The following is a 13,491-nucleotide window of genomic DNA, read 5'->3' on the forward strand; positions in this document are numbered from 1 at the left end:
TTACTTACGCTCCCTTCTTGGCCGGGGCCTTGATGGCCGGGCGCACGACGATGTCGGCGCCAGCGTGGCCGGGGACAGCGCCCTTGACCAACAGCAGGCCACGCTCAACGTCAACGCGAACGACGTCGAGGTTTTGAACGGTGCGGGTGACATCACCCAGGTGACCAGCCATCTTCTTACCCGGGAACACGCGGCCCGGATCTTGAGCTTGGCCAATCGAGCCCGGGACGCGGTGCGAACGGGAGTTACCGTGCGACGCGCGTTGCGAACCGAAGTGGTGACGCTTGATGGTACCGGCGAAGCCTTTACCAATGGTCGTGCCCGTCACGTCGACCTGTTGGCCGGCTTCGAACACGGATTCCACGGCGATCACGGAACCGGCTGCAAATTCAGCAGCGCGGGCGGGATCAAGGCGGAATTCTTTGAGGATGCTACCGGCTTCAGTGCCGGCTTTGGCGTAGTGGCCCGTTTGCGGCTGAGCCACACGCGAGGCACGACGAGTGCCATAAGCCACCTGGATCGCGGCGTAGCCGTCGGTTTCCAGCGACTTAACTTGGGTCACGCGGTTGTTAGACACGTCCAGCACGGTTACCGGGATGGATTCACCTTCCTCGGTAAAAATGCGGGTCATGCCGACCTTGCGACCCACCAGCCCCAGCCGGTGAGCGGCGGGCGTGGGTGTCGAATTCGACATCGTTTTCTCCATTCCTGACTGCGATTGGTCAGGGCTAATCAGGCAAAAGGTAACGGCCTTTGCCCTACGACTATGTTCAACCTGGTTGGTATTGCCTTATAGGCCGCCTTGCCTTGCAGCAAAGGGATTCAAGCCAATCCGCCCATAGTTAGACTTGCCACAAAATGGCAAGCTTGGCATATTAGCATGATTTTTTCAGGCAGCACAAGCACTTAGCGGCTTAAAGGCATGCGCAAGCGCGCATATTTGCCACACTTTGGACGGCGTTGCCCCGACCAAAACAAAATGGCCGCATTCCCTTGGGAACACGGCCATTCTTATCGAGCCTACCGGCGAAGGTAGCAGGCCCGAATCGCCTTACTGCAGCGCGATTTCGACGTCGACGCCGGCCGGCAGGTCCAGACGCATCAGAGCGTCAACGGTCTTGTCGGTGGGATCAACGATGTCCATCAGGCGCTGGTGCGTACGGATTTCGAACTGGTCGCGCGACGTCTTGTTGACGTGCGGCGAACGCAGAACGTCGTAGCGACGGATACGCGTGGGCAGCGGCACCGGGCCGCGGACGACGGCGCCGGTACGCTTGGCGGTGTCGACGATTTCAGCGGCCGATTGATCGATCAGCTTGTAATCGAATGCTTTCAAGCGGATACGGATCTTTTGGTTTTTCATGGCGTTTCCTAAAGAACGAGAGGCGAAGGCGACGAGGCGCCCTCGCTGGTTGTGTGCTGCTTAAGTGATCCGAATTACTTCAGGATCTTGGCGACGACGCCGGCGCCGACGGTACGACCGCCTTCACGGATAGCGAAACGCAGGCCTTCTTCCATGGCGATGGGAGCCAACAGCTTGACCGTCATGGCCACGTTGTCGCCCGGCAGAACCATTTCCTTGTCGGCCGGCAGCTCGATCGTGCCCGTCACGTCCGTCGTGCGGAAGTAGAACTGGGGACGATAGCCTTGGAAGAACGGCGTGTGACGGCCGCCTTCTTCCTTGGACAGGATGTACACCTCGGACGTGAAGTCCGTGTGCGGGGTGATCGAGCCCGGCTTGGCCAACACTTGGCCGCGCTGGACGTCTTCACGCTTGGTGCCGCGCAGCAGGATGCCCACGTTGTCGCCAGCTTGACCTTGGTCCAGCAGCTTGCGGAACATTTCAACGCCCGTGCAAGTCGTCTTGACCGTGGGCACCAGGCCCACGATTTCGATTTCTTCGCCGACCTTGACGATGCCGCGTTCGATACGGCCAGTCACCACCGTGCCACGACCCGAGATCGAGAACACGTCTTCAACCGGCATCAGGAACGTGCCGTCCACGGCGCGCTCGGGCGTCGGGATGTACGAATCCAGTGCAGCGGCCAAAGCCATGATGGCTTGCTCGCCCAGTTCGCCCTTGTCGCCTTCCAGCGCCAGCTTGGCCGAACCCTTGACGATCGGGGTGTCATCACCCGGGAAGTCGTACTTGGACAGCAGTTCGCGAACTTCCATCTCCACCAGCTCGAGCAGCTCGGCGTCGTCAACCATGTCAGCCTTGTTCAGGAAGACGATGATGTACGGCACGCCAACCTGGCGGCTCAGCAGAATGTGTTCACGCGTTTGCGGCATCGGGCCGTCAGCGGCCGACACAACCAGAATCGCGCCGTCCATTTGCGCCGCGCCCGTGATCATGTTCTTCACATAGTCAGCGTGGCCCGGGCAGTCAACGTGAGCGTAGTGACGCGCTTCGGTTTCGTACTCGACGTGGGCGGTGTTGATCGTGATGCCGCGAGCCTTTTCTTCAGGAGTCGCATCGATCTGGTCGTAGCCCTTGGCTTCGCCACCGAACTTGTTCGACAGAACGGTCGTGATAGCTGCCGTCAACGTCGTTTTGCCGTGGTCAACGTGACCAATCGTACCCACGTTCACGTGCGGCTTGGTACGTTCAAACTTGCCTTTTGCCATGATCTCTATCCTTTAACTTTCAAGGAAACTTGAATCTGCCAGGCCACCCGGATGGGCGGACCTGGCTAGGGTTATTTACTTGGCCCGAGCGGCGATGACTTCGTCAGCGACGTTCTTGGGAGCCTCGGAGTAATGCTTGAATTCCATCGTGTACGTGGCACGACCTTGCGTCAACGAACGCAGGTTCGTGGCGTAACCGAACATCTCGGCCAGGGGAACTTCAGCCTTGATGGTCTTGCCGCCACCGACCATGTCGTCCATGCCTTGGACCATGCCGCGACGCGAGGACAGATCGCCCATCACGGTACCAGCGTAGTCTTCCGGCGTTTCGACTTCAACGGCCATCATCGGTTCCAGCAGCACGGGGCTGGCCTTGCGCAGACCTTCCTTGAATGCCATGGAGCCGGCCATCTTGAACGCGTTTTCGTTCGAGTCCACATCGTGGTACGAACCGAAGAACAGCGTGCACTTGACGTCGACGATCGGGTAGCCAGCCAACACGCCCGAAGGCAGCGTTTCCTGAATGCCCTTGTCCACCGCGGGGATGTATTCGCGAGGAACCACACCGCCCTTGATGGCGTCCACGAATTCGTAGCCACCGCCAGGAGGCAACGGCTCGACCTTCAGCACCACGTGACCGTACTGGCCACGGCCGCCCGACTGCTTGACGAACTTGCCTTCAACTTCGTCGCAGGTCTTGCGGATGGTTTCACGGTAGGCCACTTGCGGCTTGCCGACGTTGGCTTCAACGCCGAACTCACGCTTCATGCGGTCGACCAGAATTTCCAGGTGAAGCTCGCCCATGCCGGAAATGATGGTTTGGCCGGATTCTTCGTCGCTGCGCACGCGGAACGACGGATCTTCCTGAGCCAGACGCGACAGCGCCAGACCCATCTTTTCCTGGTCAGCCTTCGACTTCGGTTCCACGGCCTGCGAAATCACGGGCTCGGGGAAAATCATGCGTTCGAGCAAGATGTGCGAGTCGGTGTCGCACAGCGTTTCGCCGGTGGTCACGTCTTTCAGACCCACCACGGCGGCGATGTCGCCTGCCAACACTTCCTTGATTTCTTCGCGGTTGTTCGCGTGCATCTGCAGAATGCGGCCGATACGTTCTTTCTTGCCCTTGATGGGGTTGTAGACCGTGTCGCCCGACTTCAGGACGCCCGAGTAAACGCGCACGAAGGTCAATTGACCCACGAACGGATCGCTCATCAGCTTGAATGCCAGTGCCGAGAACTTCTCGCCGTCGTCCGCTTCACGCGTGACGGGATTGCCATCGTCGTCCTGGCCGTCAACCGCGGGAATGTCCACGGGCGAAGGCAGGTAGTCGATGACCGCGTCCAGCATGCGCTGCACGCCCTTGTTCTTGAAGGCGGTGCCGCACAGCATCGGCTGGATTTCGCCAGCGATGGTGCGTTGGCGGATGGCCAGGTTGATTTCGGCTTCGTCCAAGGAACCCGTTTCCAGGTACTTGTTCATCAGCTCTTCCGACGACTCAGCGGCGGCTTCAACCAGCTTTTCACGCCATTCGTTGGCCAGGCCTTCCAGCTCGGCGGGAATATCGTGGTAGTCGAACTTGATGCCTTGGCTGGCTTCGTCCCAAATGATCGCCTTCATCTTGACCAGGTCGACCACGCCTTGGAACGTGTCTTCGGCACCGATCGGGATCACGATCGGCACGGGATTGGCGCGCAGGCGGTTCTTCAGCTGGTCATAGACCTTGAAGAAGTTGGCGCCGGTGCGGTCCATCTTGTTGACGAAGGCCAGACGCGGCACGCCGTACTTGTTGGCTTGGCGCCACACGGTTTCGGACTGCGGCTGAACGCCACCCACCGCGCAATAGACCATGCAAGCACCGTCCAGGACGCGCATGGAACGTTCCACCTCAATGGTGAAGTCCACGTGACCCGGGGTGTCGATGATGTTGATGCGGTGTTCGGGATAGTTCTTCGCCATGCCACGCCAAAACGCCGTCGTAGCTGCCGACGTAATGGTGATGCCACGCTCTTGCTCTTGTTCCATCCAGTCCATGGTGGCTGCGCCATCATGCACTTCGCCAATCTTGTGATTGACGCCGGTGTAGAACAGGATACGTTCGGTCGTGGTGGTTTTCCCTGCATCGATGTGCGCAGAGATACCAATGTTGCGATAGCGCTCGATCGGGGTTTTGCGGGCCATGGTGGATTAGTCCTTAAATTACCAGCGGAAATGGCTGAAGGCCTTGTTGGCCTCTGCCATCTTGTGCGTGTCTTCGCGCTTCTTCATCGCGGCGCCACGACCTTCGGAGGCGTCGATCAGTTCGCCAGCAAGACGCAGATCCATCGACTTCTCGCCACGCTTCTTAGCGGCTTCACGGAGCCAACGCATAGCCAGGGCCAGGCGGCGCACGGGGCGCACTTCAACCGGCACTTGGTAGTTGGCACCGCCAACGCGGCGGCTCTTCACTTCGACGATCGGCTTGATGTTGTTGATCGCCAGGCTGAAAACTTCGATCGGCTCTTTGCCGGTCTTGGTTTGCACTTGCTCGAGGGCACCGTAGACGATGCGCTCGGCGACGGCCTTCTTACCGTCCAGCATGACGACGTTCATGAACTTGGCGAGCTCGACGCTGCCGAACTTGGGATCGGGCAGAATCTCGCGCTTGGGTACTTCGCGACGACGGGGCATTGTTGCTTCCTTGTGTCTGTTCAGTTGAACCGTGTTTCATTACACGGCCATGGCCGCCCATTGGGACGACCCCTTACGTGCCGCGCTCCTTCCCAAAAGCCGGAGGGCGCGGTCGCACTTCCCTAGTGACGGGCTTCCGCCACGCGGGGTTACTGCTGACTCGTTATTAAGCCTTCTTCGGGCGCTTGGCGCCGTACTTCGAGCGGGCTTGCTTACGATCCTTGACGCCTTGCAGGTCGAGGGAACCGCGCACGATGTGATAACGCACACCGGGCAAGTCCTTCACACGACCGCCACGCACCAGAACCACCGAGTGCTCTTGCAGGTTGTGGCCTTCACCGCCGATGTACGAAATGACTTCGTAACCGTTGGTCAGACGCACTTTGGCAACCTTGCGCAGAGCGGAGTTCGGCTTCTTGGGGGTGGTGGTGTACACGCGAGTGCACACGCCGCGGCGTTGCGGGCAATTTTCGAGCGCGGGGCTCTTGCTTTTGATGATGCTGACTTCGCGCGGCTTGCGCACGAGTTGGCTAATGGTAGGCATGACCTTTGAAATCCCTTTTACGTACCACTGGTAAGTACTTACGTACTCGTCTCCTCAAGCAGTGAATTCTCTCGGAGAAGGCAGTTCGCGCAAAACCGCCTCAAACGTTCATATACGTAAAAGAGCGGGCTTGCCAACAAACCATGACAAACGCACAAAACTGATAGCGGCCGGCATTCAAGGACGAAGTCGCAACAGATGGACCCAAAACCGAAGGCTCGTGACGCACCTGGTTTTAGATCCTGGACTAAGTTCTTGAACTGTTTGCCTTTTGCGTACAGATTTTGCGCGCGAAATAAAGCAGTAAGCCCTTTAGCATAACTGAGATCAAGGCGTACTGTCAAAGTATTTTGTAAGCCCCCGGACGCCGCGCGTTGGCGGCAAAAAGGCAGGAACTTAGCGCCGGCTGGCGCAAAATAGGGTCACGTAGCAGGACGGATCCAACCCTTTGAAACGCGCCGCGCCGCACTCGTCGGACGTTGCGGTGCTGGGGTAAACCATGAGTATTTTTGGCCTACGGCGCAGTGTAGCTCCGGGCGGGCGTTAATGGTCGGCGAACAAGTAACCGCTGCCGTACACCGTGCGGATGGGCAACATCACGCCCGCCAATTCCGCTTTGCGCCGCAAGCGGCTGACGATCACGTCGATGCTGCGCGATCCGCTAGATCGCACGCCGCCGCCTTCCACTCGAAGCTCGTCGCCCAGCTCCGACCGGCCCACCGCCCTGCCCGCGACTTCCAGCAATGAACGGACGATGAGGCGTTCGTTGGCCGACAGCGAGATCGTGGCGCCCGATGGGGCAGCCAGCGTCCAGCCCTGGTCTCGCAACTCCCATTGGCCGTTGACCGGCTCCTCGTCCGCCTTGTTGTCGGGTGTCGCGGGCAGGCGGCGCGCCAGCGCCAGCAGGATGCAGGAGAGTTCGCGCGGATCCTGCGGTTCGGGCAGACAGGCGTCGGCGCCGCTTTGCAGGCAGCGCAGGCGGCTGTCCACCGACATGCCCCGTCCGGTAACCACGATTCCCATCGACGAAGATCCGTGCAGGCGCGCAACCAGGGCATAGCCGATTTCGCCCATCGCCCCCACATCGAGGATCACGGCATCGTAGGTGCCGCTATTGAGTAATCCGAACAGCTCAAGGGATGTCGAGCACCCGCGCGCGGAAATTCCGGCTTGCAGCAACGCGGACACGGCGGCGTTTCGAGCGACCTCGTCCGGCGACATCATAAGTATGCGCAATTGATTCATAGCTAATTCCACCTCTGACCCGAGCCCCGCTGCCGACCGTTTGTGACGTCGGCGAAGGGGACGGTTGAGACAGTGTGGCGTGGTGTTACGCAACAACTCCAGTCAATATTCGTTAACTTTGCAATGTTTGACAGTTCTTGCCACAACGTAGCCAGACTCTCACTTGCCCGAGTTATCATTCGTTTACACAAATTCGCTCACCTTTGCATCAGGCCGCCAACGAGCGCGCAGAAGTGGCAAAACTCCGCGAGAAATTCCGATGAAAATCGCGTCGCTGGAAGACGATCTTGACCAAGCCCGGCGCATACACCAAGTGCTGACCGCTGCGGGATATACGTGCCTCAGTTATCACCAGAGCCGGGATCTGTTGGCCGCGTTGCGCACCGAAAATTTTGATCTAGTGCTGCTGGATTGGCACCTGCCAGACATTGACGGTGACGATGTGGTGCGCTGGTTGCGCGCCAATATCGGTCCGCGCGTACCGGTTATCTTCTTGACCAATCGCTCGTCGGAAGATGATTTGGTCGAAGGGCTGCGCGCGGGCGCCGACGATTACATCGTCAAGCCCCTGCGCCCGCTGGAGTTGCTGGCGCGCGTGGCCGCGCTGCTGCGGCGCAGTCAGATCGCCGAGCCGGCCAACGATGCGTTCGAAGTTGCGCATTACCGCATCGAGCCTGCGGCGCGCGTCATTTCGTTGCACGGCGCCCCCGTGTCACTGGCGCCCAAGGAATTCGAGCTGGCGCTGCTTTTCTTTCGCAATCTGGGCCGGCTGATGTCGCGCGACGTGCTCGCCGAATGCGTCTGGAACCGCGAAATTCCCGCCACGTCCCGCACGTTGGACACGCATTTGTCCAACATCCGTCAAAAGCTCCAGATCCGCCCCGAGCACGGCGTGCGCCTGAGCTCGTCGTACGCGCTTGGCTACCGGTTGGAATTGATAAGCGCCGCTGACGACAGCGCCACCAACCCGTCATAGACGCTACGCGCGCTTTCCTGGAGAACACGATTTATGAGCCGCTGCCGCGCGCTTTCTTCGCTTGCCCTGCTCTGCTGCCTGACCGTGTCCGGCGTGGCGCACAGCCAGCCCGCGGGTGCATTGGGCGACGACTTCATCTACCGCATCCGCCAGGGCGACACCCTGATCGAGCTGGCTACGCAATACACCCGCAACCAAGCCAACTGGACGCAGCTGCAAACCGTAAACAAGGTCGACAAGCCCGAGCAACTGCCGATCGGCCTTGAACTGCGGATCCCGCTATCGATGATCCCGGTGCGGCCCGCGCCGGCGCGCGTCGTGCACGTTAGCGGCCAAGCGAATATGGACGGCAAGGCACTGCAAGCCGGCGCGAGCGTCTCCGAAGGCAGCACGGTCGTGACCTCGGCGAACGGCTTTGTCACGTTGGAGTTGGCTGACGGATCCAAGCTGACGTTACCTGCCGGCGGGGCCGTTGAATTGTCCCGGCTGCGCCAGTTTGAAGGCACCGCGCTGACCGACTCGGTCATCAACGTTCAGCGCGGCGGTGTTGAATCCACTGTCGCCCCCACCGGACAAGGCGTGGGCCGTTTCGAGATCCGGACGCCGGTCGCCGTGACCGGCGTGCGCGGCACGCGGTTTCGCGTGCAAAGCGGCGCGGGTGGCGTGCAAAGCGAAGTGTTGGAAGGCAGCGTGCGCTTGCAAGCGCACGCACCCGGCACCGAACTGACCAAGCCCGTCGCGGTGGCACGCGGCTATGGCGCCGCGGTGCGCAACGACGGCAGCATGTCGGGCGTGCGCCAGCTGCTGGCCGCGCCAGAACTGGGCCAGCCCACGCGCCGGGGCGGCGGTGCATGGACCAGCGCGTTTGCACCGGTGCCGGGTGCCCAAAGCTACCTCGTGCGTGTTTCGCGCGATGCGGAAGGCGCCCTGCCCGTGTCATCCGAAAGTTTCGCCGCAAACGACATTCAGTTCCGGGCCCCTGGCCCCGGTACGTACTACGTATCCGTGCGCGCGGTCGACGAGCTGGGCTTGCGCGGCCAGGACGCGGTTGCAACGTTCGAAGGCGCGAATCAATTGATGACGTCGTCCGGCCTTGGGGTCAGCAGCGGCAGCGGCGGATTCATCACGCTGACCGAGTACTAGGGCCGAATCCATGGCCGATGCCACCGACGCCCTCGACCGGACCTCGCGCTCAGGGCTGTGGCTGACGGTGATTCTGGGGATCCTGGCGGCGCTGCTGGGCTTATTGAATGGCTTGGGCCGCGTCGACCAGATCCTTTACGACCGCGCCCTGACCCTGACGGGGCGCCCCGCCGACCCCGACATTCTGATCGTCGCCATTGACGACGCCAGCATAGAGACGCTGGGCCGATGGCCCTGGCGGCGCGCGATCCACGCCGCCTTGATGGACCGCCTGCAAGGCGCCCGCGCGGTCGGTCTGGACTTGATCTTCGCGGAAAGCGACACGGTCAATCCCAACGACGATGCCATCCTGGCCCAGAGCATCTTGCGTAACGGACGAACCGTCTTGCCGGTGGTGCTGGACCGTTTGAACAATCCTTTGGCCATGTCCTCACCCATTGCGGTGGCGGGCAATGCCGCGGCCGCCAGCGGCTTCATCAACGCGCGCGTGGATCCGGACGGCGTGGTGCGTGAAGCCTCGCTGACTGCCCAGTTCGCCGGCGCGCCCTACATGCACATGGCCCTGTCCATGCTGGACATCGGCGGGCAGGCAGATCAGGTGGAACGCCTTCTGCAACGCGCCGCCCCCAGCAGCGACATCCTGATTCCCTACGCTGGCCCGGCGGGTCACATGCGCACCGTCTCGTACCTGGCGGTGTTGCGCGGCGATATCCCGCCCGAAGAAATACGAGGCAAGTACGTGCTGGTGGGTGCCTGGGCGACGGGCCTGGGTGACGCATATCCGACGCCGGTGTCGCACGACCTTAGCGGAATGTCGGGCGTGGAAATCATCGCCAACCTGATGCAGGCGGGGCGCGACGGGCTGTTCTACCAGCGGCCGGCAGCCGCCTGGAACGCACTGTTTTCCGTCCTTCCGGTGTTGCTCGCCTGCCTGGCGCTGTGGCGCCTGTCGCCCAAGCGCGCCCTGCTGGTGAGCATTGCACTGATCGCCTGCATACTGATCGCGTCGTGGTTGCTGCTGGCGTACGCGAGCCTATGGTTCGCGCCTACCGCCGCGCTCGTCGGCGTTGCGCTTTGCTATCCGCTGTGGAGCTGGCGCAGCCAGGAAGCCGCCTTGCGCTACATGGACTACGAACTGCGCCGGCTTCAACGTGAGTACCCGCCCGTTCTTAACGAAGCGCGGGCCCAGCTGACCGGCCCGAACGCGTCGTTGGAAAGCCGCGTGGGCGAACTTCAACGCGCATTGGAACGCGTGCGCAACCTGCGGCGCTTTCTGGCAGACGGGCTGGATGGCATGCCCGATGCCACGCTGGTATTCGACCAGGACGGGCGCATGCAATTTCGCAACCAGGCGGCGGTCATGTATTTCCAGCGGCTTGGCATGCGGCCGCCGCGCGTGGGCCACCCGGCTACGCACTTGCTGGAAAAGACCATTTCCGACGCCTCGACGCGACAGCGCGTGGCCGACGCCTTGCGCGGCCAACTGCCGACGGATGATTCGACTCGCTGGACCGCCGATCTGGAGGTACGCGACTACGCCGGTCGTGACCTTATCCTGAAGTGCGCCCCCATCCATACCGCCGAAGGCGATTTTGCGGGCACGGTGGCCACCCTGACCGATATTTCGCGCATTCGCCAGGCCGAGCGCCAGCGCGAAGAGACACTGCGATTCATTTCGCACGATATGCGCGCGCCGCAAAGTTCCATCCTGGCGCTGGTCGAGATGAAGCAGGAAAGCGGTGTCCAAGAGGGCCAGGGCGAAACGCTTGCGCGGATCGCCACACTAGCCAACCGCACGCTGCATCTGGTGGACGACTTCGTGCACCTGACGCGGGCGGAATCCATGACGATCAGCGCCGTCGAGCTTGATGTGGGCAGCCTGCTCCAAGACGCCGTGGACGAATTCTGGGCGTCGGCGCACAAGCGCGGCATTACGCTGCGACTGCGTACGCCGTTGCCCGTAGCCTACATACGCGGCGACCAGACGTTGTTAATGCGCGCGCTGTGCAATTTGATCGACAACGCCATCAAATACAGCGCCCCCCACACGTGCATCGAGTGCGCGATCGACGCATCGCCGGGGTTCTGGTGCGTGACCATTCGAGATCAAGGCCAGGGCATCGCCGAGTCGGATCTTGCACGCCTGTTCGAACCGTTTTCGCGTGTGGGAGTAGAGAACCGGAATGACGTGGGCGGCGCCGGCCTGGGCTTGGCGTTTGTGCGTACCGTGGCCGAGCGCCACGGGGGCTCCGTGCAGGTCAGCAGCAAGATCGGCGTCGGGTCGGTGTTTACCTTCTGCCTGCCCGTCGCGCCGGACGCGGCTTCAGACGCCGCCGCACCGACCGAGCCATCGGCCTGACCGGCCCGGCGCAGATGCGCCCACCCGCGCCTACTGGAAAACGTGCGAAATCACTGCGGGCTTGCCGGCCTTGATTTCGATCGTTGCGCGATACGGTGGCAGGTCTGCGTTGCGCAGGACCACTTGGTACTTGCCCGGAATCAGGCGGATTTCCTTGACGGGCGGGCTGATCCCGCGTGCCACTCCATTTACCCAGACTTCGCCCCAAGGGCGTATATCCAGGCGCACGGTGACCGGTACTGCCAGCGGCTTCGGCTTGGGCGCGTCTTCGGCCGGCGTCACCGCGGTTGAAGTGGCGGCGCCTTGCGTAGAAGCCGGCGTGCCAGCGGCAGGCAAAACGGACGGTTCTGCCGGAGCGTTTGCCGTCGCGGCGCTGTTCTGGGTGGACGGCTGCGTGCCGGACTCTGCCCCAGCGCCCGACACAACGGGCGGCGGTGTCGACGCCGCTTGCGGGACGGCAGCAGGTGGCACGGTGGAAGCGGCGGGGGGTGCCGCCGGCGGCGGCATGGGATGCACGGCAGGCGGGTTCGGCATGACAACTTCCGAACTTGTGATCAGCGCGTTCGGCGCGCCTGCCCCCCAATGAAACCAGCCATACACCGCCAGGCCGATCAACGCCAGAAGGGCAAGCAAGGCAAGCAGCGGACGACGGTTGCGTGCCGGCTTGCGCATCGCCGAGGCGGCGGCCGGTGGCGCGGAATGGCCGGCCTCGGCCGTGGGCTCGTCGTCGCTTGTCGCCGGTTCTATGTAAGCGGCCACGCCCAGCAAGGCTGCGAATTCGGCCAGCGTCTGCGGCCGGTCGGCCGGCGACATGGCCAGGCCGCGATCAATCACGGCCAGAAAATCCGGGTTGTATTTCGACAGGCCCAAGGACGCCAGGGGCTCGTATGCATCAGTCGCCCGGCGCTCGGGCGCAGGCGGCGGCCGGTGGCCTGTTACCAATGCATGCATCACGGCGCACAGCGCATAGATGTCGCTCCACGAGCCACGCGGCCATTCCATCGAATCCGTATAGAGTTCAAACGGCGCAAACCCGGGGGTCGGGCTTCGGCTGGCTCGGCGCGAGCGCGCCACGACAAGCTCGGGCAACAGATGCGCCCGCGCGTTTTCGTCCATGCCTACCGTATCCAGCGTGATATCGCCGCAGATTTCACCCTGTGCATGCAAGGAGATCAGGGACGGCAGCAGGTCCGAGACCAGCCGCTTGATACGCGATTCCGGCACACCGCCCGCCATGCTGGCGGCAATAGCGCTAAGAGGACGCAAAGCCAGAGGCGCGGCGCCGGAGAAAGGGCCACGCGGCGTCAGCAGGCCGGTGGACGTGGACATGATGGGAATTGCGCTCATGCGCGGACTGGTGCGAAGATGGAATAGCGTGAATATTATCCAATTCGCAACACCAGGACATTGCCGAAAATGTCCGAGCGCATCAGGCTGTGGCACGATGGCGTTTCACTCATTCTTCCTACCCCCCTTATAAGCTATGAAAAATCGCCTTCTGAGCAGTCTGCTCGGCGCGACAGTGATGCTGGCGGGCTGCGCCGGGATCTCGTCCCAGAAACCGGAAAGCCCCCCCACCGCCGACGCCCTGGCGCAATTGCAACAAGTCCGGGACACCTACGGCGCGGGCCGCTACGGGGAAGTCATCCGAACGGTTGCCACCTCGGACACGTTGGCCTCGTCCACCAAGGCCGTCCGCATCGAAGCTTACAAGTTGCAGGCGTTCAGCTATTGCGTCAGCCGCTACACCCAACTGTGCGAAGACAGCTTCGCCCGGATCCTGGCGCTGGACCCCTCATTCGAACTGGCTCCCAACGAAGCCGGCCATCCGTCCTGGGGGCCCGTCTTCCAACGCGCCCGCAGCCAGGCAGCCAAGTAACCGCTACCTGGTCGGGATAATAAAAAAAGGCCGCTGATTCGCATCAGCGG

The 13,491-nt window shown here is 62.0% G+C and carries 12 protein-coding genes; 4 read left to right on the top strand and 8 right to left on the bottom strand.

Annotation, left to right across the window (positions count from 1 at the left end):
* Positions 1–4: 4 nt before the first annotated feature.
* The 7 genes from rplC to YH64_RS02305 form a co-directional block, all read right to left on the bottom strand.
* Positions 5–694: a 50S ribosomal protein L3 gene (gene rplC / locus YH64_RS02275; protein WP_052946063.1), complete on the bottom strand. Its 690-nt coding sequence runs from the start codon at positions 692–694 to the stop codon at positions 5–7.
* A 357-nt stretch (positions 695–1,051) separates the two neighbouring features.
* Positions 1,052–1,363: a 30S ribosomal protein S10 gene (rpsJ, locus tag YH64_RS02280; protein ID WP_003806903.1), complete on the bottom strand. Its 312-nt coding sequence runs from the start codon at positions 1,361–1,363 to the stop codon at positions 1,052–1,054.
* Between the two features lie 74 nt (positions 1,364–1,437).
* Positions 1,438–2,628, bottom strand: a complete 1,191-nt coding sequence (tuf, locus tag YH64_RS02285) for an elongation factor Tu (RefSeq protein ID WP_006221899.1) — start codon at positions 2,626–2,628, stop codon at positions 1,438–1,440.
* 75 nt (positions 2,629–2,703) lie between these two features.
* A complete protein-coding gene (fusA, locus tag YH64_RS02290) occupies positions 2,704–4,806 on the bottom strand; it encodes an elongation factor G (protein ID WP_046806041.1) in 2,103 nt (700 codons plus the stop codon).
* Positions 4,807–4,824: 18 nt separating this feature from the next.
* Positions 4,825–5,295: a 30S ribosomal protein S7 gene (gene rpsG, locus YH64_RS02295; RefSeq protein ID WP_006216561.1), complete on the bottom strand. Its 471-nt coding sequence runs from the start codon at positions 5,293–5,295 to the stop codon at positions 4,825–4,827.
* 166 nt (positions 5,296–5,461) lie between these two features.
* On the bottom strand, positions 5,462–5,839 hold the full coding sequence (rpsL, locus tag YH64_RS02300; protein WP_005017264.1) for a 30S ribosomal protein S12: 378 nt from the start codon (positions 5,837–5,839) through the stop codon (positions 5,462–5,464).
* 543 nt (positions 5,840–6,382) lie between these two features.
* Positions 6,383–7,084, bottom strand: a complete 702-nt coding sequence (locus YH64_RS02305; RefSeq protein ID WP_046806042.1) for a response regulator transcription factor — start codon at positions 7,082–7,084, stop codon at positions 6,383–6,385.
* A gap of 259 nt (positions 7,085–7,343) precedes the next feature.
* On the opposite strand from YH64_RS02305, the gene YH64_RS02310 reads away from it, so the two are divergent.
* Genes YH64_RS02310 through YH64_RS02320 form a run of 3 tightly spaced genes read left to right on the top strand, consistent with a single transcriptional unit; the run spans position 7,344 to position 11,562 of the window.
* Positions 7,344–8,060, top strand: coding sequence for a response regulator transcription factor (locus tag YH64_RS02310; protein ID WP_046806043.1), 717 nt, complete (start codon positions 7,344–7,346; stop codon positions 8,058–8,060).
* A 33-nt stretch (positions 8,061–8,093) separates the two neighbouring features.
* Positions 8,094–9,203: a FecR domain-containing protein gene (locus tag YH64_RS02315; RefSeq protein ID WP_046806044.1), complete on the top strand. Its 1,110-nt coding sequence runs from the start codon at positions 8,094–8,096 to the stop codon at positions 9,201–9,203.
* A gap of 10 nt (positions 9,204–9,213) precedes the next feature.
* On the top strand, positions 9,214–11,562 hold the full coding sequence (locus YH64_RS02320) for a CHASE2 domain-containing protein (protein WP_046806045.1): 2,349 nt from the start codon (positions 9,214–9,216) through the stop codon (positions 11,560–11,562).
* Positions 11,563–11,592: 30 nt separating this feature from the next.
* Here the strand turns inward: YH64_RS02320 and YH64_RS02325 are convergent, their stop codons facing one another.
* Positions 11,593–12,891 (bottom strand): serine/threonine protein kinase, encoded by a 1,299-nt coding sequence (locus tag YH64_RS02325; RefSeq protein WP_046806046.1) that lies wholly within the window; start codon positions 12,889–12,891, stop codon positions 11,593–11,595.
* A gap of 154 nt (positions 12,892–13,045) precedes the next feature.
* Between YH64_RS02325 and YH64_RS02330 the strand changes: the two genes are divergently transcribed.
* Positions 13,046–13,441 carry a TssQ family T6SS-associated lipoprotein gene (locus YH64_RS02330; protein ID WP_046806047.1) on the top strand — a complete coding sequence of 132 codons (396 nt, stop codon included), beginning with the start codon at positions 13,046–13,048 and terminating at the stop codon, positions 13,439–13,441.
* Positions 13,442–13,491: the final 50 nt, after the last annotated feature.

It is taken from the genome of Achromobacter sp. LC458 (genome assembly GCF_001005835.2).
Lineage (GTDB): Bacteria > Pseudomonadota > Gammaproteobacteria > Burkholderiales > Burkholderiaceae_B > Achromobacter > Achromobacter spanius_B.